Source organism: Allobosea sp. P4_C6 (genome assembly GCF_056402015.1).
Map to the genome: position 1 here is coordinate 1 of NZ_JBFUIF010000053.1, position 20,754 is coordinate 20,754.

Here is a 20,754-nt window from a genome sequence, read left to right on the forward strand (position 1 = left end):
GCCGCACACGAAGTTCAAGGCCGAGGCCTACATCCTGACGAAGGAAGAGGGTGGCCGTCACACGCCGTTCTTCACCAACTACCGCCCGCAGTTCTACTTCCGCACGACGGACGTGACCGGCGTGGTGACGCTGCCCGAGGGCACGGAGATGGTGATGCCGGGCGACAACATCTCGATGGAGGTGACCCTGATCGCCCCGATCGCGATGGAAGAGAAGCTGCGCTTCGCCATCCGCGAAGGCGGACGTACGGTTGGAGCAGGTGTTGTTGCTTCGATCATTGCCTGATCGACACGCATAGCGATTTGGGAAAGGGCGGTGGCGACACCGCCCTTTTTCTTTGAGGCGACAGCTCTGCGCGCATGCCTTGAATGCAAGGCTAGTCTCGTCCCGTGCTCTGTGCGGATGACCTGTTCCATGCTCTCAATCGTTTTGAGAGAGCGGATCAGCCGCTCCCGTCGCGGAGGAGCCTGCCCATGCCATTCAAGCCGCCGTTTCCCGGTATCCATTCGATCGTCTTCGCCCTGTTCGACGAGAACGAACGGCTCGATCGAGCGGCGATGCGCCGGCAGGCTGAGATCAGCGTTGATCTCGACGTGCAGGGCATGGCGGCGCTGGGGCTCGCCACCGAGGTCTCGAAGCTGAGCTTCGCCGAGCGCTGCACCGTGATGGAATGGATGGCGGAGGATGTGGCGGGCAGGAAGCCGCTCGCCTTCACCATCTTCGGCTCCTCGGTGGCGGAGCAGGCCGAGCTGGTGAAGGTCGCCGAGAAGAACGGCGCCGACTGGGTGATTCTGCAGCCGCCGATGGTCGGCAGCTTCGGCGCGGCCGAGTATATCAGCTTCTTCGGTCGCATCGCCGATACGACCTCTCTGCCGGTCGCGATTCAGAATGCGCCGGCCTATATGGGGCGTGGTCTTTCGGCGGAGGATATCCGCGAACTCACACGCCGGCATCCGAACATCAGCCTGATCAAAGGCGAGGGCTCGGTCGTCGAGATCGAGCGCCTGATCGCTGTGACCGAAGGGCGGCTGCCGATCTTGAACGGGCGCGGCGGGCTCGAGCTCGTCGACAATTTCCGGGCGGGCTGCATCGGCATGATCCTGGCGCCCGATACGATCGACTACGCGCTGCGGGCCTACAATCTCTACAGGGCCGGGGACGAGGCGGGGGCGGATGCCGCCTATCGCGAGGTGCTGCCGGCGATCACCTTCATCATGCAGTCGATCGAGACGCTGCTCTGCTATGGCAAGCGCATCTTCGGCGCACGCGCCGGCATTCCGATCCATGATCGCGGTCCGGCGCTGAGGCCGACCGAGTTCGGTTTGAAGCTGGTCGAGCGCTATGCCCGGGAACTCGGCTCCTATCGCAAATGAGGATGCCGCGAGATTTCGACTTGAAATGTGCCGCGCCTTGGGGCACATGACGCGCACCTGCAGGGGTGTAGCTCAGTTGGTAGAGTACCGGTCTCCAAAACCGGTTGTCGTAGGTTCGAGCCCTACCGCCCCTGCCAGTCGCTCTCCGGGCGACCGATGCGCGGACCGCAACGCGGTTTTTTGAGCGCCATGACCCAGAATATCTACGACGACGAGACTTTTTTCGCGGGCTATAGCCAATTGCCGCGTTCCGTCCATGGATTGGACGGGGCGCCGGAATGGCCGGTTCTGCGTTCGATGCTGCCGGAACTCGCCGGCAAGGACGTGCTCGATCTCGGCTGCGGCTTCGGCTGGTTCTGCCGCTTCGCTGCAGGTGAGGGCGCCCGGAGCGTGCTCGGAATCGACCTCTCGGAGAAGATGCTGGAGCGGGCACGGCGCGAGACGCGCGAGGCCGGCGTCGTCTACGAACGCGCCGATCTCGAAGGCTTCGTGCCGCAGCCTGCCGCCTTCGATCTCATCTACAGCTCTCTCGCCTTTCACTACATCGCCGATCTCGCCGGGCTGTTTGGCCGCGTGCACGCGGCGCTGAAGCCCGGCGGAAGCCTGGTCTGTTCGGTCGAGCATCCGCTCCTGACCGCGCCGGCCCGGCAGGAATGGCTCGCGGACGCCGATGGCCGCGCGACCTGGCCGGTCAACGGCTATCTCGACGAGGGGGAGCGGGTCAGCAACTGGCTGGCGGAGGGCGTGGTCAAGCGCCACCGTACCATCGCGACCTATGTCGATCTGCTGCTGGCCGCAGGCTTCTCGCTGACGAAGCTGGTCGAATGGGCTCCGAGCCCGGAACAGGTCGCCGCCGAGCCGGGCTGGGCGAAGGATCGCGAGCGGCCGTTCTTCCTGCTGATGGCTGCAAGCCGGAACTGAGGATGCCGTGGCCCGAAAGGCTCTTGGCTAACGGCTCCAAGCGATGTAAGAGGCTTGCGATGACGGCGCGCGACCCCTCCGGGTCCCGCGCCGCGAATGTTTCAGGACGGCCGATTCGGCGTCGCGGCAAGGCCGGGCGCAGCTTCGGAACCCGAGGTGGTTCATGGCGAAATCCAATCCCTTCCAGTTCCTGCAGGACGTGCGCTCCGAGGCGTCCAAGGTCACCTGGCCTTCGCGCCGGGAGACGCTGATCACCACGGGCCTCGTGCTCGCGATGGTGGTCGCCTCCAGCCTGTTCTTCCTCTTCACCGACACCGTCATCCGCTGGGTGCTCGGCATCATCCTCGGCGCCCGTTGAACGGAATTACGAACGTGAGCACCCGCTGGTACATCGTCCACGCCTATTCGAACTTCGAGAACAAGGTCGCGCAGTCGATCCGTGACCAGGCGGCGCAGCGCAACCTCGCCGACAAGTTCGACGAGGTGCTGGTGCCGACCGAGAAGGTCGTCGAGGTCCGTCGCGGCCGCAAGGTCGACACCGAGCGCAAGTTCTTCCCCGGCTACGTGCTGGTGAAGTGCGAGATGACCGACGAGGTCTATCACCTCATCAAGAACACGCCGAAGGTCACCGGCTTCCTGGGTGCCGACAAGGCCAAGCCCATGCCGATCCCCGAGCATGAAGCGATGCGGATCAAGGGACAGGTCGCCGAGGGCATCGAGCGGCCGAAGCCGACGATCGTTTTCGAGGTCGGCGAGCAGGTCAAGGTGGCGGATGGCCCCTTCGCCTCGTTCAACGGCGTCGTCGAGGATGTCGACCATGCCCGCGCCCGCCTCAAGGTCGCGGTCTCGATCTTCGGCCGCGCCACGCCGGTCGAGCTGGAATACAGCCAGGTCGAGAAGCTCTGAGCCGGCTGATATTCCTGGGCCGGATCTGCAATCGGTTCCGTTAGGTTAAGCGGCCTTTAACACAACTGCGCCAACGCTTTGCGTCGGTAATCCGACGCAGGGCGCGATGTTTCCCAGTTTCTTCAAGGCCACGGTTCGCCAGCGGCTCACGCTCTGGGCGTTGATCCTCGGCGTCCTCGCTTGCGTGTTCGGCGCCGCCGAGACCATCGGCTCCATCAAGCTCGCCGGCTTCGCCAGGGCGATCGCCGCCCATACCGGCGCCGCGGCGATGCTCTCGGAAACAGACGCCGCCTATAGCCACGTCGTCGTCGCGATCGTCTCCGGGGGCGATCGCCGCGGCCTTTCAGATGACATCGAGCTCATGACGGCGGCGGCGAAGGCCGTGGCCGAACGCAGCGAGGGCGAGATCGCCGCACGGGCGGCCGATGCTGTCCAGGGACTGCAGGAGCTTTCGTCGAAGCTCGGCGCCGATGCCGCGATCGCGCGCGAGGCGCTGCGTAAAGTTGCCGGGCAGCGCAACGAGCTGCGCGTGCTGCTGAACGCGGCGATGGTGGGTGTCAGCGAGGCGCTCGGCGCGCAGGTCGAAAGCTCGCGGCAGAACACGGTGCTGCTGGCGGCGCTCGGTCTCTTCCTGGCCGCCCTGATCATTTCCTTCGAACATCGCTGGCTGGTGCGTCCGATCTCGACAATGGCCACGGCTCTGGGTGCGCCGGGAGAGGATGCCGGCTGGGTGCGCAAGCTCGCACGCCGCGGCGACGAGATCGGCATGCTCGGCCGGGCGCTGCAGGCCCATCTCTCGGATGAGAAGCTGAGGCAGGAGGCGGCAAAGGAGCGGCTCGCCTCGCTGGCAGGAGAGGTCGAGCGGCAACAGGCGTTGCGGGTCAGCGGTCAGGCCTTTCAGGACAACATCGCCGGCATCGCCACGGCGCTCGAAACCCATGCCGCGAGCATGACCGACGCGTCGAACGAACTCTCGCAGCTCTCCGGCTTCGTCGATCAGCACGCCGGTGCGGCGGCGCAGTCGAGCCAGCGAGCCGCCATCCATGTCGGTCAGATGTCCTCGTCGCTAAACGAAATCGCCGAGCTTCTCGCGACGACGGCCGGCGAGGCCCGCCGGACCTCGGGGATCGCGAACGCGGCGAAATCCCTGGTCGAGGAAGCGACAGACGACAGCGTGCTGCTGCGCGAGGCGGTGGGCTCGATCTCCGCCGTGGTGACGCTGATCAGCACCGTCGCCAACCAGACCAATCTCCTTGCGCTCAATGCGACCATCGAGGCGGCAAGGGCCGGGGAAAGCGGGCGCGGTTTCGCGGTGGTGGCCGCCGAGGTGAAGCAGCTCGCCAATCGGACCGCGGAGGCGACCGGGCAGGTGCGGCACGGACTCGATTCCATCGGCACGGCCGCCGAGCGGATCATCGGGCGCATCGGCTCCCTCGTCGCTTCGGTCAATGCCGTCGAGACCGCCGCAGATTCGATCGCCGAGCTGGCGCGCAAGCAGGACGACACCTCGCGCTCGATCAACATCGGCACTGCGCAAACCGCGGGCGACGTGCGGGGCATGGCCGAACAGGTCGAGCAGGTCGCCGGCATGATCGAGGATTGGCGCCGGATGACGGAGCGGATGGCCAAGGCTTCCGCCGACATCGACGGTCAGGCCGCTGCCCTGAGGCAGGCGGTCGACAGCTTCATGACTGATAGGCAAGGCGTGCAGCACGCATGAAGATGCTCACCGATTCCCGGAATGCCGCCACGGTCCGCCGGCAGCGTATCGGCGCCCATGAGTTTCCGCTCCTGGCCAAGGTGCTGCACTGGAGCACGGCAGCGCTCGTCCTGATGCTGTTCTGCATCGGGATCCTGATGAAGGAGATCGGAGGCGGCGCCTGGGCGGACGGACTTATGACCTTTCACAAGACGGCCGGGTTCCTGCTGCTCGCCCTGGTGGCGGCTCGGCTGGCCTACCGCATCTTCGCGCGGCTGCGCGGGCGCTGGTCCCGCACGGCCGGCGGGCGGACGGTGCACCGGGTTCTCTATGGCCTGCTGATCGCGATTCCGCTGCTCGGGCTGGCGGGCGTGTCCGATTTCGGTGCGCGGGAGATCTATGGCGGGGTTTCCCTGCCGGCGATCTGGCCTGAAGGAGCTGGGCATGCGGACATGCTGTTCCGCGGCCACGCGATCCTGGCCTTCGTACTCGTCGGGCTGGTCGCCGTTCATATCTGCCTTGCCCTCGACGATTATATCCAGCATGTCCCGAAGGCCGACATGCCGAGGGCCCAGGCCGCAAAGCCCTCTTCCATTCCGCAGCCGGATATGCGATAGGCCCGGCCTCAACCGCGTGGAAGGCGTGCCGGTCGCCAGCCGGATCAAAGGCGCCGCACCACGCACTGCAACCACCCCGGCCCCGATGAAGAGCATCGGCAGGCGGGGTCGTCGTCGTTCCGGATAGGCATCGGGGCAGGCGGCAGGAGCAGCCATCATGGCAAAGAAGATCACGGGCTACGTGAAGCTTCAGGTTCCGGCGGGCGCGGCCAATCCGTCGCCGCCGATCGGTCCGGCGCTGGGTCAGCGAGGCCTCAACATCATGGAATTCTGCAAGGCCTTCAACGCGAAGACCGCGCAGATGGAAAAGGGCATGCCGATCCCGGTGATCATCACCGCGTATCAGGATCGCTCCTTCACCTTCGAAATGAAGCAGCCGCCGGTGTCCTACTGGCTGAAGAAGGCCGCTGGCCTCACCTCCGGCTCGAAGACTCCGGGCCGTGGCGGCAACGTCGGCAAGGTGACCGCTGCTCAGATCGGCGAGATCGCCGAGAAGAAGATGGCGGATCTCAACTGCGACACCGTCGAATCGGCTTCGGCCATGATCCGTGGCTCGGCCCGCTCCATGGGCCTGGAAGTCGTGGGCTGAGGGGGCTGATATGGCACATACCGGAAAGCGCGTCGTCAAGGGCCGTGAAGGCATTGACCGCACCAAGCTCTACCCGCTCGATCAGGCTGTCTCGTTCATCAAGGACCGGGCCAACGCCAAGTTCGACGAGACCGTCGAGATCGCGATGAATCTAGGCGTCGATCCGCGTCACGCCGACCAGATGGTCCGCGGCGTCTGCAATCTGCCGAACGGCTCGGGCCGCACGCTGCGCGTCGCCGTCTTCGCTCGTGGCGCCAAGGCTGACGAGGCCAAGGCCGCGGGTGCCGACATCGTCGGCGCCGAGGAGCTGGTCGAGTCCGTCCAGAAGGGCGAGATCAACTTCGATCGCTGCATCGCGACCCCGGACATGATGGGTCTCGTCGGTCGTCTCGGCAAGGTTCTAGGCCCGCGCGGCCTGATGCCGAACCCGCGCGTCGGCACCGTGACGATGGACGTCACCGCCGCCGTCGCCGCCTCGAAGGGTGGTTCGGTCGAGTTCCGCGTCGAGAAGGCCGGCATCATCCACGCCGCCGTCGGCAAGGCCTCGTTCTCGGCCGAGAAGCTCTCGGAGAACATTAAGGCGTTCGTCGACTCGGTCGCCAAGGCGAAGCCCGCCGGCGCCAAGGGCACCTATATCCAGCGCGTCGCGATCTCCTCGACCATGGGCCCGGGCGTCAAGGTCGAGCCGAACACTGTCGTCGGCGGCTGATCGATGCAGGGAAGAGCGGCCAGATCGCCGGCCGCTCACCCGCTCTTGATTTCGTGAAGTCAAGAGCCTACTTGGCAGAAGCAGGCGAAGGCGCTATGACGCTCGCCTGTTTCCATGAGTGACGAGGCTCCGGCGTGCTTGGCACGAAGGGGTCCGTTTCGCGTTTTTCGGCGGTTTTCCGCTGAAGAAATGGGTGCTTCAGGTTCGGAAGAGCGATTTTTCGAGCGGGAATCACCCAGTCCTGTCTGAGACTGCAGGTGCTCCGGAGCTTCGGCCCCGGGCATAATTTCGCCAAGAGGCCTGCATAGACGGTGCAAGAGCTTAATCCCGGATCGCAGGATCCGGAGAAGACGGTTCGAACCATCTCGCCCGATCGCGGCCCTTTCGGGTTCGGGAGCGGGGACAGGGCACCAAGCGTCGCTTCGCGGGACGCCGGTGTCAACCGGGGTTCCAGGAAGCGACACGTGCAACCGGCGGCAAGCCCTCGAAAGCCTGCCGCCTACCGGAGAGAGCCCAGTGGATAAAACGGCAAAAAAAGATGCCGTCGCGTCGCTGAACGATGTGTTTGCGAACACGTCGGTCGTCGTCGTGGCCCACTATGCGGGCTTGACCGTGGCCCAGTTCCAGAAGCTTCGTCGCGAGATGAAGGCGAATGGCGCCACTGTTAAGGTCGCAAAGAACCGGCTGGCCAAGATCGCTCTTGAAGGCACCGACGTCGCGTCCATCAGCAATCTGCTGACGGGTCCCACCCTGATCGCTTATTCCAACGATCCGGTCGCGGCGCCGAAGGTCGCCACCGCTTTCGCCAAGGAGAACGACAAGCTCGTCATCCTGGGCGGCGCGATGGGCACGACCGCCCTGAACCCCGATGGTGTCAAGGCTCTGGCCACGATGCCCTCGCTCGACGAATTGCGCGCCAAGTTGGTCGGCCTCATCCAGGCCCCGGCCACGAAGCTTGCGCAGCTCTCGACTGCGCCGGCTGCGAAGCTCGCGCGGGTGTTCCAGGCATATGCCGACAAGGATGCGGCCTGAACGGCCTGCTGATCCCGATATCGTTCGAACCTCTTACACGTAGGAACCCAAAATGGCTGATCTTACCAAGCTCGTCGACGAGCTGTCGTCGCTCACCGTTCTCGAGGCCGCCGAGCTCGCGAAGCTCCTCGAAGAGAAGTGGGGCGTTTCCGCTGCTGCCGCCGTCGCGGTTGCCGCTGGCCCGGCCGCTGGTGGCGCTGCCGCCGCCGCTGTCGAAGAGCAGACCGAGTTCACCGTTGTCCTGGCCGCGGCCGGCGACAAGAAGATCGAGGTGATCAAGGAAGTCCGCGCCATCACCGGCCTGGGCCTCAAGGAAGCCAAGGATCTGGTCGAAGGCGCCCCGAAGCCGGTCAAGGAGTCGGTCGGCAAGGACGAGGCCGAGAAGCTCAAGAAGCAGCTCGAGGCCGTCGGCGCCAAGGTCGAGCTCAAGTGAGCTAGGGCCGGCTGATGCCGGTCCGACCGTAGTCACTATCGACAGTCCCGGGGCGGGCTACGCCTCCGGGGCTGTTGCGTCGTTTCCGCGCTAGTGCGCGGGAGTTGTTGTTGGAGCCTGTCGCAACCTTGCGACGTAGCTCCGATGGAAATGCAGGTCGGCGCGATGCAGCGCCGAACGGCTCACCCGGCGGCCTTGGGGCTGTCGCCACGGACCACCGGGTGAGCCGTCCGAAGAGATTGCGAGGAACAACATGGTCAATTCGCTCCAGGGTCGCAGGCGCGTCCGCAAGTTCTTCGGCAAACTCAAGGAAGTGGCCCAGATGCCGAACCTCATCGAGGTTCAGAAGGCGTCCTACGACCAGTTCCTGATGGTCGACGAACCCAAGGGCGGCCGGGCCGACGAGGGATTGCAGTCCGTCTTCAAGTCGGTCTTCCCGATCGGCGATTTTTCCGGCGCTTCGCTGCTGGAATTCGTGAAGTACACCTTCGAGCCGCCGAAATACGACGTCGACGAGTGCCGCCAGCGCGGCATGACCTTCTCGGCGCCGCTCAAGGTGACGCTGCGCCTGATCGTGTTCGATATCGATCCCGACACCCAGGCGAAGTCCGTCAAGGACATCAAGGAGCAGGATGTCTACATGGGCGACATGCCGCTTATGACGGACAACGGCACCTTCATCGTCAACGGCACCGAGCGCGTCATCGTCTCGCAGATGCATCGTTCGCCGGGCGTGTTCTTCGATCACGACAAGGGCAAGACCCATTCCTCGGGCAAGCTGCTCTTCGCCGCGCGCATCATCCCGTATCGCGGTTCCTGGCTCGACATCGAGTTCGACGCCAAGGACATCGTCTACGCCCGCATCGACCGGAAGCGTAAGATTCCGGTCACCTCGCTGCTGTTCGCGCTCGGCATGGACGGCGAGGAGATCCTCAACCGCTTCTACAACCACATCACCTACACTAAGGATCCTAAGGGCTGGCGCGTTCCATACGACGCGGAGCGCATGAAGGGCTTCAAGGCCAATGAGGACCTGATCGACGCCGAAACCGGCGAGGTCGTGGTCGAGGCCGGCAAGAAGCTCGTCGCCCGCACCGCCCGCCAGCTCGCCGAGAAGGGCCTGAAGTTCCTGCGCGCGCAGGACGAGGATCTCTATACGCAGTACATCGCCGAGGACCTGGTCAATCCGGCGTCGGGCGAAGTCTATGCCGAGGCCGGCGAGGAGATCACCGAGAAGCTGCTGAAGCAGCTGACCGATGACGGCTTCGACGAGATCCCGGTGCTCGACATCGACCACATCACGGTCGGCCCCTACATCCGCAATACGCTGAACGTCGACAAGAACTCGCGCCGCGAGGAAGCCCTGTTCGACATCTACCGCGTGATGCGTCCGGGCGAGCCGCCGACGCTCGAAACGGCTGAGAACATGTTCCAGTCGCTGTTCTTCGATCCGGAGCGCTACGACCTCTCGGCCGTCGGCCGCGTGAAGATGAACATGCGCCTCGACCTCGACGCCGAGGACACCGTGCGCATCCTGCGCAAGGAAGACATCTTCGCGGTCGTGAAGGCGCTGGTCGATTTGCGCGACGGCAAGGGCGAGATCGACGACATCGACCATCTCGGCAACCGCCGCGTCCGCTCGGTCGGCGAGCTGATGGAGAACCAGTACCGTCTGGGCCTCCTGCGCATGGAGCGCGCCATCAAGGAGCGCATGTCGTCGGTCGACATCGACACCGTGATGCCGCAGGACCTGATCAACGCCAAGCCGGCGGCTGCCGCCGTGCGCGAGTTCTTCGGTTCCTCGCAGCTCTCGCAGTTCATGGACCAGACGAACCCGCTCTCGGAAGTCACTCACAAGCGTCGCCTTTCGGCGCTTGGCCCGGGTGGTCTGACCCGTGAGCGCGCCGGCTTCGAGGTGCGCGACGTGCACCCGACGCATTACGGCCGCATCTGCCCGATCGAGACGCCGGAAGGCCCGAACATCGGCCTGATCAACTCGCTCGCCACCTTCGCGCGGGTGAACAAGTACGGCTTCATCGAGAGCCCGTATCGCCGCATCCGCGACGGCAAGGTCACGGACGAGGTGATCTATCTCTCGGCGATGGAAGAGGCGAAGTACAACGTCGCCCAGGCGAATGCCGCCGTCGACGCTGAAGGCCGCCTGACCGACGACCTGATCGTCTGCCGCCGCGCCGGCGAAGTCATCGTCACGCCGGTCGACAAGGTCGACTTCCAGGACGTGTCGCCGAAGCAGCTTGTCTCGGTCGCCGCGGCGCTGATCCCGTTCCTCGAGAACGACGACGCCAACCGCGCGCTGATGGGCTCGAACATGCAGCGCCAGGCGGTGCCGCTGGTTCGCGCCGACGCGCCTTTCGTCGGCACCGGCATGGAAGCGGTCGTCGCCCGCGATTCTGGCGCTGCCATCGCGGCCCGCCGCGGCGGCATCGTCGACCAGGTCGACGCGACCCGTATCGTCATCCGCGCTTCCGACGAGATGGACCCGACCAAGCCGGGCGTCGACATCTACCGTCTGCAGAAGTTCCAGCGCTCCAACCAGTCGACCTGCATCACGCAGCGCCCGCTGGTGCGCGTCGGCGACATCATCAAGAAGGGTGACATCGTCGCGGACGGCCCGTCGACCGAGTTCGGCGAGCTCGCGCTGGGCCGCAACGTGCTCGTCGCGTTCATGCCGTGGAACGGCTACAACTTCGAGGATTCGATCCTTCTCTCCGAGAACATCGTGTCCCAGGACGTCTTCACCTCGATTCATATCGAGGAGTTCGAGGTCATGGCCCGCGACACCAAGCTCGGCCCGGAGGAGATCACGCGCGACATTCCGAACGTTTCGGAAGAGGCGCTGAAGAACCTCGACGAAGCCGGCATCGTCTATATCGGCGCCGAAGTGGCGGCTGGCGACATCCTCGTCGGCAAGATCACGCCGAAGGGCGAGAGCCCGATGACGCCGGAAGAGAAGCTGCTGCGCGCGATCTTCGGCGAGAAGGCCTCGGACGTCCGCGACACCTCGCTGCGGGTTCCGCCCGGCGTGCAGGGCACGATCGTCGAGGTCCGCGTGTTCAACCGCCACGGCGTCGACAAGGACGAGCGCGCCCAGGCGATCGAGCGCGAGGAAATCGAGCGTCTCGCCAAGGACCGCGACGACGAGCAGGCGATCCTGGACCGCAACACCTTCGCGCGTCTGGCCGAGATCCTGACCGGGAAGACCGGCCTTGCCGGCCCGAAGGGCTTCAAGAAGGACACGGTCATCACCCGCGAAGTGATGAGCGAGTTCCCGCGTTCGCAGTGGTGGCTGTTCGCCACCGCCGAAGACTCGCTGATGACCGAGATCGAGGCGATGCGGAAGCAGTACGACGAGTCGAAGAAGCGCCTCGAGCAGCGCTTCCTCGACAAGGTCGAGAAGCTGCAGCGCGGCGACGAACTGCCTCCGGGCGTGATGAAGATGGTCAAGGTCTTCGTCGCGGTGAAGCGCAAGATCCAGCCGGGCGACAAGATGGCCGGCCGTCACGGCAACAAGGGCGTGGTCTCGCGCATCGTGCCGGTGGAGGACATGCCGTTCCTCGAGGACGGCACCCATGCCGACATCGTGCTGAACCCGCTCGGCGTGCCCTCGCGCATGAACGTCGGCCAGATCCTGGAGACGCATCTGGGCTGGGCTGCCGCCGGTCTCGGCAAGCAGATCGGCAAGGCGCTCGACGCCTACAAGAAGTCGAACGACTTCAAGGCGCTGAAGGCTTCGTTCGATGCCGTCTACGAGGACAACGAGATCATCGCCTCGATGGACGAGAACGAACTCGTCGAGATGGGTCAGAACCTGCGCCGTGGCGTGCCGGTGGCGACGCCGGTCTTCAACGGTGCGAAGGAAGCCGATATCGAGCGGCTTCTGGAGCAGGCCGGCCTGCACTCGTCGGGTCAGTCGACGCTCTATGACGGCCGCACAGGTGAGCCCTTCGACCGCAAGGTCACCATGGGCTACATCTACATGCTGAAGCTGCACCACCTCGTGGACGACAAGATCCACGCGCGTTCGATCGGTCCGTACTCGCTCGTCACTCAGCAGCCGCTGGGCGGCAAGGCGCAGTTCGGCGGCCAGCGCTTCGGCGAGATGGAGGTCTGGGCGCTCGAAGCCTACGGTGCCGCCTACACGCTGCAGGAGATGCTGACGGTGAAGTCGGACGACGTCGCGGGCCGCACCAAGGTCTACGAGTCGATCGTGCGCGGCGAGGACAMSTTCGARGCRGGCATYCCSGAGAGCTTCAACGTGCTCGTCAAGGARATGCGKTCKCTCGGCCTCAACGTCGAGCTGATCAACAACAAGGTGAAGCCGGGCGAGTTGCCGCCCGCCGAAGCGGCCGAATAAGCCGCGACCGAGCCTTGAACATTGCCGGCGGCACTCACGCCGCCGGCCTACGGAATTTACCAGCCGGGCAGGGCGGCCTTAGCCCCGCCGGCGGAAGGAGACAGGCGATGAAGCAAGAGGTCATGAACCTTTTCGGCCAGCAGCCGGTGCAGCAGGCCTTCGACGCGATCAAGATCTCGATCGCGAGCCCGGAGAAGATCCTGTCCTGGTCCTACGGCGAGATCAAAAAGCCGGAGACCATCAACTACCGCACGTTCAAGCCGGAGCGTGACGGCCTGTTCTGCGCGCGCATCTTCGGGCCGATCAAGGACTACGAGTGCCTGTGCGGCAAGTACAAGCGCATGAAGTTCAAGGGCGTCATCTGCGAGAAGTGCGGCGTCGAAGTCACGCTGGCCCGCGTCCGGCGCGAGCGCATGGGCCATATCGAGCTGGCCGCCCCGGTCGCGCATATCTGGTTCCTGAAGTCGCTGCCCTCGCGCATCGGCCTGCTGATGGATATGCCGCTCAAGGACCTCGAGCGCATCCTCTACTTCGAAAGCTACGTCGTCATCGAGCCGGGCCTGACCCCGCTCAAGGACCGTCAGCTTCTGTCGGAGGAGGAGTACGTCCGCTGCCAGGAAGAGTATGGCGCCGACACCTTCACCGCCATGATCGGCGCGGAAGCGATCCGCGAGATGCTGCGCGCGCTCGACCTCGACCAGATCAACGCCGATCTCAAGCATGAGATCGCGACGACGACGTCGGAGCTGAAGCCCAAGAAGCTGATGAAGCGCCTCAAGATCATCGAGGCCTTCCAGGAGTCGGGCAACAAGCCGGAATGGATGGTGATGACCGTGATTCCGGTCATCCCGCCGGATCTGCGTCCGCTCGTGCCGCTCGACGGCGGCCGCTTCGCGACCTCGGACCTGAACGACCTCTATCGCCGCGTCATCAACCGCAACAACCGCCTGAAGCGGCTGATCGAGCTGCGCGCGCCGGACATCATCATCCGCAACGAGAAGCGGATGCTGCAGGAGTCGGTCGACGCCCTGTTCGACAACGGCCGCCGCGGCCGCGTCATCACGGGTGCCAACAAGCGCCCGCTGAAGTCGCTCGCCGACATGCTGAAGGGCAAGCAGGGCCGCTTCCGCCAGAACCTGCTCGGCAAGCGCGTCGACTATTCCGGCCGCTCGGTCATCGTCGTCGGCCCGGAGATGAAGCTCCACCAGTGCGGCCTGCCGAAGAAGATGGCGCTCGAGCTGTTCAAGCCGTTCATCTATGCGCGCCTCGACGCCAAGGGCTACTCGACCACGGTCAAGCAGGCCAAGAAGCTCGTCGAGAAGGAGAAGCCGGAGGTCTGGGATATCCTGGACGAGGTCATCCGCGAGCATCCGGTGATGCTGAACCGCGCGCCGACGCTGCACCGCCTTGGCATCCAGGCCTTCGAGCCGGTGCTGATCGAGGGCAAGGCGATCCAGCTTCACCCGCTGGTCTGCGCCGCCTTCAACGCGGACTTCGACGGCGACCAGATGGCCGTGCACGTCCCGCTGTCGCTCGAGGCGCAGCTGGAAGCGCGCGTGCTGATGATGTCGACCAACAACATCCTGCACCCGGCGAACGGCCAGCCGATCATCGTGCCGTCGCAGGACATCGTGCTCGGCCTCTACTACCTCTCGATCGTCTCGGACGGCGAGCCCGGCCAGGGCAAGGTCTTCGGTGATCTGGGCGAGCTCGAGCATGCGCTGCACGAGAAGGTCGTGACGCTGCATTCGAAGATCAGATACCGCTGGACCGGCACCGGCCAGGACGGCAAGCCGTATACCAAGATCTACGAGACCACGCCGGGCCGCGTGATCCTCTCGACCGCGCTGCCGGATCATCCGGCCGTGTCCTTCGACGTCGTCAACAAGCTGATGACGAAGAAGGAGATCTCCGGAATGATCGATGCCGTCTATCGCGGCTGCGGTCAGAAGGAATCGGTGATCTTCTGCGACCGCGTCATGGGGCTCGGCTTCAAGCACGCCTTCAAGGCCGGCATCTCCTTCGGCAAGGACGACATGGTCGTGCCGGAGAACAAGTGGCAGATCGTCGACACGACCCGCGCGCTCGCCAAGGACTACGAGCAGCAGTACCAGGACGGCCTGATCACGCAGGGCGAGAAGTACAACAAGGTCGTCGACGCCTGGGCGAAGTGCTCCGACAAGCTCGCCCAGGAGATGATGGCCCGCATCTCGACCGTCCAGAAGGACGAGACCGGCCGCGACAAGCAGATCAACTCGATCTACATGATGTCGCACTCGGGCGCCCGTGGTTCGCCGGCGCAGATGCGCCAGCTCGCCGCCATGCGCGGCCTGATGGCCAAGCCGTCGGGCGAGATCATCGAGTCGCCGATCATCTCGAACTTCAAGGAAGGCCTCGACGTTCTCGAGTACTTCAACTCGACCCACGGCGCCCGCAAGGGCCTCGCCGATACGGCGCTTAAGACGGCCAACTCCGGCTATCTGACCCGCCGTCTCGTCGACGTGGCGCAGGATGCGATCATCTCGGAGGTCGATTGCGGCTCCGAAAACGGCATCAAGATGCGCGCCATCGTCGATGCCGGCCAGGTCGTCGCCTCGCTCGGCGTGCGCATCCTGGGCCGCTCCGCGGCTGAGGACGTGACCGACATCGACGGCAACGTTCTCGTGCCGAAGGGCACGATGATCGAGGAGAGCCATATCGAGAAGATCAACGCCGCCGGCGTCCAGGAGGTGAAGATCCGCTCGGTTCTCACCTGCGCGACCAAGAACGGCGTCTGCGCGACCTGCTATGGGCGCGATCTGGCCCGCGGCACGCCCGTCAACATGGGCGAGGCCGTCGGCGTCATCGCGGCGCAGTCGATCGGCGAGCCGGGTACGCAGCTCACCATGCGCACCTTCCACATCGGCGGCGCGGCCACCATCGCCGACCAGTCCTTCGTCGAGTCGAACTTCGAAGGCACGGTCAAGATGCGCAACCGCAACGTCGCGCGGAACTCGGACGGCGACCTCATCGCCATGGCGCGCAACATCGCCATCGTGATCGTCGGCCCGGACGGCGCCGAGCGCGCCGTGCACCGCGTCCAGTTCGGCTCGAAGCTGCGGGTCGACGAGGGCGACAAGGTCAAGCGCGGCCAGCGTCTGATCGAGTGGGATCCCTATTCCCGCCCGATCCTGGCCGAGGTGGACGGCAAGGTCGGCTACGAGGATCTCGTGGACGGCATGTCGATGACCGAGACGACCGACGAGGCGACCGGCATCTCGAAGCGCGTCGTGATCGATTGGCGTGGCTCGGCCCGTACGGCCGACCTCAAGCCCGCGATGACGATCACGGGCACGGACGGCAAGATCGCGAAGCTCGCCCGTGGTGGCGATGCCCGCTACATCCTGCCCGTCGACGGCATCATCTCGGTGGAGCCGGGCCACTCGATCAAGGCCGGCGACGTGCTGGCGCGTGTCTCGACCGACTCGGCCAAGACCCGCGACATCACCGGCGGTCTGCCGCGCGTCGCGGAACTCTTCGAGGCGCGTCGTCCGAAGGACGCGGCGATCATCGCCGAGAAGTCGGGCGTCATCGGCTTCGGCAAGGACTACAAGAACAAGCGTCGCGTCACGCTGACGCCGCATGACGGTTCCGACGGGGTCGAGTACCTGATCCCGAAGGGCAAGCACATCCATCTCCAGGACGGCGACGTCGTGGAGGTCGGCGACTACATCCTCGACGGCAACCCGGCCCCGCACGACATCCTGGCGATCAAGGGCGTCGAGGAGCTGGCGGCTTATCTGGTGAACGAGATCCAGGAGGTCTATCGCCTCCAGGGCGTCGGCATCAACGACAAGCACATCGAGGTCATCGTCCGGCAGATGCTGCAGAAGGTCGAGATCACGGAGTCCGGAGACAGCGACATCCTGACCGGCGACCAGATCGACCGTATCGAGCTGGAAGAGGTCAACACGAAGCTGCGCGAGGAGGGCAAGAAGCCGGCTTCCGGCGTGCCGGTCCTGCTCGGCATCACCAAGGCCTCGCTGCAGACCCGCTCGTTCATCTCGGCTGCGTCGTTCCAGGAGACCACCCGCGTCCTCACCGAGGCGGCGGTCAACGGCAAGTCCGACATGCTCGAAGGTCTCAAGGAGAACGTCATCGTCGGCTCRCTCATCCCGGCCGGCACCGGCGCCCAGGTCGCCCGCATCAAGCAGGTGGCCACGCGTCGCGACGATCTCATCGTCGGCCAGAAGGCCGATGCGGCGGCGAAGGCCGCTGCCCAGGCTGCAGCGGTGCTTCCGGCGGCAGAGTAAGCCCCGGCCGCTACCGAACGTCGGTAATCATCGGAAAGGCCGCCCCTCCCGGGCGGCCTTTTTGTTTCGTGGAAGGGCAGGCAAGGGCCGAACTGGTCCGAACCCCACGAAAGCCCGGCCTTTTCGGCCGTTTCGGGGTTGACGCGAATCTTTCCTTGAGTCATAAGCGCGCCACTGTCGACGGCTGTCGGACACGTTTGTCGCTTGCGCTGAAGTTCGCAAGCGAGTTTCGCGACCGAAACTCCGTCGGAATTCCAGCGTCGAATGACGACATGGCAAGATGCATGAATGCGGGATCCGTCCTGTGTTCCTCTGCTGGCGAACGCGCCTGAGGCCCCGAGAAGGGCGCCGATGGCGCGGCTTCGTTTATGCCGTGGCTTTATTCAGTCTGGGAAATCGAATTTCCAAACGCTCAGTGGGGCGAGAGGCCAGAATGCCGACAATCAGCCAGCTCATCCGCAAGCCGCGGTCGCCCGTGAAGGCGCGTAACACCGCTCCGGCGCTCGAGTCTTGCCCGCAGAAGCGCGGCGTCTGCACGCGCGTCTATACGACGACCCCGAAGAAGCCGAACTCGGCGCTCCGCAAGGTCGCCAAGGTTCGCCTGACCAACGGCTTCGAGGTGATCGGCTACATTCCGGGTGAAGGCCACAACCTTCAGGAGCACTCTGTCGTCATGATCCGTGGCGGCCGCGTGAAGGACCTTCCCGGCGTGCGCTATCACATCCTGCGCGGCGTGCTCGACACGCAGGGCGTCAAGAACCGCAAGCAGCGCCGTTCGAAGTACGGCGCCAAGCGTCCCAAGTAATTTCGGCCCGATCGGCCGGGCGACGAGCCCAGGCCGATCCGCCGCGTTGAAGATTTGACCGGAGACTAGACGATGTCCCGCCGCCACAGTGCCGAAAAGCGCGAAGTTATCCCGGACCCGAAGTTCGGTGATATCGTCGTCACGAAGTTCATGAACTCCGTGATGTACGAAGGTAAGAAGTCGACCGCCGAGCGGATCGTCTACGGTGCCTTCGACATCATCGAGGCCAAGACCAAGAGCGAGCCGCTCGGCGTCTTCAAGTCGGCGCTTGAGAACGTCGCTCCGGCGATCGAGGTCCGTTCCCGCCGCGTCGGCGGCGCGACCTACCAGGTTCCGGTCGAGGTTCGCACCGAGCGCCGCCAGGCGCTGGCGATCCGCTGGCTGATCACGGCTGCTCGCGGCCGTAACGACAAGACCATGGTGGAGCGCCTGTCGGCCGAGCTGATGGACGCCGCCAACAACCGCGGCAACGCCGTCAAGAAGCGCGAAGACACGCACCGGATGGCGGAAGCCAACCGCGCCTTCTCGCACTACCGCTGGTAAGCGGCGCGGTTTCCTGAGAGACAGAGCACGATCATGGCCCGTTCCCATCCCATCGACCGTTATCGCAACTTCGGCATCATGGCCCACATCGATGCGGGCAAGACGACGACGACCGAGCGTATCCTTTTCTACACCGGCAAGTCGCATAAGATCGGCGAAGTCCATGACGGCGCTGCGACCATGGACTGGATGACGCAGGAGCAGGAGCGTGGCATCACGATCACCTCCGCTGCGACGACCTGCCTGTGGCGCGACCATCGCCTGAACATCATCGACACCCCCGGCCACGTCGACTTCACAATCGAAGTCGAGCGTTCGCTGCGTGTGCTCGACGGCGCCGTCTGCGTTCTCGACGGCAACCAGGGCGTCGAGCCCCAGACCGAGACCGTCTGGCGTCAGGCCGACAAGTACGACGTGCCGCGCGTCGTGTTCGTCAACAAGATGGACAAGATCGGCGCCGATTTCTATCGCTGCGTCCAGGACATCATCGACCGCGTCGCCGGAAAGCCCGTCTGCCTGCAGATTCCGATCGGTTCGGAGTCGAACTTCGCCGGCGTCATCGACCTCATCAAGATGAAGGCGATCGTCTGGAACGGCGAGGCGCTGGGTGCGTCCTTCGAAGAGAAGGATATCCCTGCCGATCTGCTCGACAAGGCCACTGAGTATCGTGGCAAGCTCATCGAGGCCGCCGTCGACATGGACGACGCCGCGATGGAAGCTTACCTCGACGGCACCGAGCCGGACGCCGATACCCTGCGCCGCCTGGTGCGTACGGCCGTCCAGCGCCGCGCGTTCCATCCGGTCCTCTGTGGCTCGGCCTTCAAGAACAAGGGCGTGCAGCCCCTGCTCGACGCCGTCGTCGACTTCCTGCCGTCGCCGGTCGATCGCGGCGCGGTCGAAGGCATCGACTTCAAGACCGAAGAGCCGACCACCCGCAATCCGACGGACGAAGATCCGTTCGCGATGCTCGCCTTCAAGATCATGGACGACCCCTTCGTCGGCACGATCACCTTCTGCCGTATCTATTCGGGCAAGGTCGAAGCCGGCCAGGGCGTCATCAACTCGACCCGCGACAAGAAGGAGCGCGTCGGTCGCATGCTCCTGATGCATGCGAACAACCGTGAGGACATCAAGGAGGCTTATGCCGGCGACATCGTCGCCCTGGCCGGCCTCAAGGACGTCCGCACCGGCGACACGCTCTGCGATCCCGCCCACGCGGTCATCCTGGAGCGCATGGAGTTCCCCGAGCCGGTCATCACGATCGCGATCGAGCCGAAGTCCAAGGCCGACCAGGAGAAGCTGGGCCTCGCCCTGTCGAAGCTCGCGAACGAGGATCCGTCCTTCCGCGTGTCGACCGACCAGGAGAGCGGCCAGACCATCCTGAAGGGCATGGGCGAGCTCCATCTCGACATCAAGGTCGACATCCTGAAGCGCACCTACAAGGTCGATGCCAACATCGGCGCGCCGCAGGTTGCCTATCGCGAGACGCTGACCAAGAAGGCCGAGATCGACTACACCCACAAGAAGCAGACCGGCGGCACGGGCCAGTTCGCCCGCGTCAAGCTCGTCATCGAGCCGAACGAGACCGGCAAGGGCTTCGAGTTCGAGTCGAAGGTCGTCGGCGGCTCGGTGCCGAAGGAGTATATCCCCGGCGTCGAGAAGGGCCTGAACTCGGTCATCGGCTCGGGCGTTCTTGCCGGCTTCCCGGTGGTGGACGTCAAGGTCACGCTGATCGACGGCGCCTTCCACGAGGTCGACTCGTCGGCTCTCGCCTTCGAAATCGCATCCCGTGCGGCGCTGCGCGAAGGTCTGCAGAAGGGCGGCTCCGTGCTGCTCGAGCCGATCATGAAGGTCGAAGTCGTGACCCCGGAAGACTATACCGGATCGGTCATCGGCGACCTGAACTCGCGTCGTGGCCAGATCCAGGGCCAGGACATGCGCGGCAACGCCGTCGTGATCAACGCGATGGTGCCGCTGGCGAACATGTTCGGCTACGTCAACCAGCTGCGTTCGTTCTCGCAAGGTCGCGCGAACTACACGATGCAGTTCGACCATTATGAGCAGGTGCCGTCGGCAGTCGCCGCCGAGGTCCAGGCCAAGTACGCCTGAACCCGCACCGAACCGACTGAACGTTTGAACAAGATCTGACGGAGGCTACGATGGCCAAAGAGAAATTCGCTCGTACGAAGCCGCACTGCAACATTGGCACGATTGGTCACGTCGACCATGGCAAGACGTCTTTGACGGCTGCGATCACGAAGGTGCTGGCTGAGACCGGCGGTGCGTCGTTCACGGCGTATGACCAGATCGACAAGGCGCCTGAGGAGAAGGCCCGCGGCATCACGATCTCGACGGCGCACGTCGAGTACGAGACCCCGGCTCGCCACTACGCCCATGTCGACTGCCCCGGCCACGCCGACTATGTGAAGAACATGATCACGGGTGCGGCGCAGATGGAC

The 20,754-nt window shown here is 64.7% G+C and carries 17 protein-coding genes and 1 tRNA gene; all 18 read left to right on the plus strand.

The genetic code is table 11. The features are described from left to right. A partial coding sequence (locus AC1DVA_RS23340) for an EF-Tu C-terminal domain-related protein (RefSeq protein ID WP_476806958.1) occupies positions 1 to 286 on the plus strand: 286 nt, incomplete at its 5' end. Positions 287 to 474: 188 nt separating this feature from the next. Continuing rightward, positions 475 to 1,374: a dihydrodipicolinate synthase family protein gene (locus AC1DVA_RS23345; protein WP_476807439.1), complete on the plus strand. Its 900-nt coding sequence runs from the start codon at positions 475 to 477 to the stop codon at positions 1,372 to 1,374. A 61-nt stretch (positions 1,375 to 1,435) separates the two neighbouring features. Further along, positions 1,436 to 1,511: transfer RNA gene (locus tag AC1DVA_RS23350), tRNA-Trp, on the plus strand. A 52-nt stretch (positions 1,512 to 1,563) separates the two neighbouring features. Next, entirely contained in the window at positions 1,564 to 2,295 is a 732-nt protein-coding gene (locus AC1DVA_RS23355) for a class I SAM-dependent methyltransferase (RefSeq protein WP_476807440.1), read from the plus strand. A gap of 163 nt (positions 2,296 to 2,458) precedes the next feature. Next, on the plus strand, positions 2,459 to 2,653 hold the full coding sequence (secE, locus tag AC1DVA_RS23360) for a preprotein translocase subunit SecE (protein WP_265053795.1): 195 nt from the start codon (positions 2,459 to 2,461) through the stop codon (positions 2,651 to 2,653). A gap of 14 nt (positions 2,654 to 2,667) precedes the next feature. After that, complete coding sequence (gene nusG / locus AC1DVA_RS23365; protein ID WP_047577926.1) at positions 2,668 to 3,201, plus strand: transcription termination/antitermination protein NusG; 534 nt, start codon at positions 2,668 to 2,670, stop codon at positions 3,199 to 3,201. 106 nt (positions 3,202 to 3,307) lie between these two features. After that, complete coding sequence (locus AC1DVA_RS23370) at positions 3,308 to 4,921, plus strand: methyl-accepting chemotaxis protein (protein ID WP_476807441.1); 1,614 nt, start codon at positions 3,308 to 3,310, stop codon at positions 4,919 to 4,921. Next, positions 4,918 to 5,517 carry a cytochrome b/b6 domain-containing protein gene (locus AC1DVA_RS23375; protein WP_476807442.1) on the plus strand — a complete coding sequence of 200 codons (600 nt, stop codon included), beginning with the start codon at positions 4,918 to 4,920 and terminating at the stop codon, positions 5,515 to 5,517. Before AC1DVA_RS23370 ends, AC1DVA_RS23375 begins: the two co-directional genes overlap by 4 nt. 157 nt (positions 5,518 to 5,674) lie before the next feature. Next, positions 5,675 to 6,106: a 50S ribosomal protein L11 gene (gene rplK / locus AC1DVA_RS23380; RefSeq protein WP_265053792.1), complete on the plus strand. Its 432-nt coding sequence runs from the start codon at positions 5,675 to 5,677 to the stop codon at positions 6,104 to 6,106. 10 nt (positions 6,107 to 6,116) lie between these two features. Next, entirely contained in the window at positions 6,117 to 6,815 is a 699-nt protein-coding gene (gene rplA, locus AC1DVA_RS23385; protein ID WP_265053791.1) for a 50S ribosomal protein L1, read from the plus strand. Between the two features lie 516 nt (positions 6,816 to 7,331). After that, a complete protein-coding gene (gene rplJ / locus AC1DVA_RS23390) occupies positions 7,332 to 7,847 on the plus strand; it encodes a 50S ribosomal protein L10 (RefSeq protein ID WP_265053790.1) in 516 nt (171 codons plus the stop codon). 52 nt (positions 7,848 to 7,899) lie between these two features. Beyond that, positions 7,900 to 8,280 carry a 50S ribosomal protein L7/L12 gene (gene rplL / locus AC1DVA_RS23395; protein ID WP_265053789.1) on the plus strand — a complete coding sequence of 127 codons (381 nt, stop codon included), beginning with the start codon at positions 7,900 to 7,902 and terminating at the stop codon, positions 8,278 to 8,280. A 253-nt stretch (positions 8,281 to 8,533) separates the two neighbouring features. Then, the gene (rpoB, locus tag AC1DVA_RS23400) at positions 8,534 to 12,655 is read left to right on the plus strand and encodes a DNA-directed RNA polymerase subunit beta (protein ID WP_476807443.1); all 4,122 of its coding nucleotides are present in this window, start codon (positions 8,534 to 8,536) and stop codon (positions 12,653 to 12,655) included. Positions 12,656 to 12,762: 107 nt separating this feature from the next. After that, complete coding sequence (gene rpoC / locus AC1DVA_RS23405; protein WP_265053787.1) at positions 12,763 to 16,947, plus strand: DNA-directed RNA polymerase subunit beta'; 4,185 nt, start codon at positions 12,763 to 12,765, stop codon at positions 16,945 to 16,947. A 433-nt stretch (positions 16,948 to 17,380) separates the two neighbouring features. Next, entirely contained in the window at positions 17,381 to 17,752 is a 372-nt protein-coding gene (rpsL, locus tag AC1DVA_RS23410; RefSeq protein WP_038358286.1) for a 30S ribosomal protein S12, read from the plus strand. A 72-nt stretch (positions 17,753 to 17,824) separates the two neighbouring features. After that, entirely contained in the window at positions 17,825 to 18,295 is a 471-nt protein-coding gene (gene rpsG, locus AC1DVA_RS23415; protein ID WP_061966717.1) for a 30S ribosomal protein S7, read from the plus strand. 33 nt (positions 18,296 to 18,328) lie between these two features. Then, the gene (gene fusA, locus AC1DVA_RS23420) at positions 18,329 to 20,404 is read left to right on the plus strand and encodes an elongation factor G (RefSeq protein WP_265053786.1); all 2,076 of its coding nucleotides are present in this window, start codon (positions 18,329 to 18,331) and stop codon (positions 20,402 to 20,404) included. Positions 20,405 to 20,454: 50 nt separating this feature from the next. Further along, positions 20,455 to 20,754: GTP-binding protein (locus tag AC1DVA_RS23425; protein ID WP_476807444.1), on the plus strand; the 300-nt coding region annotated here is incomplete at its 3' end.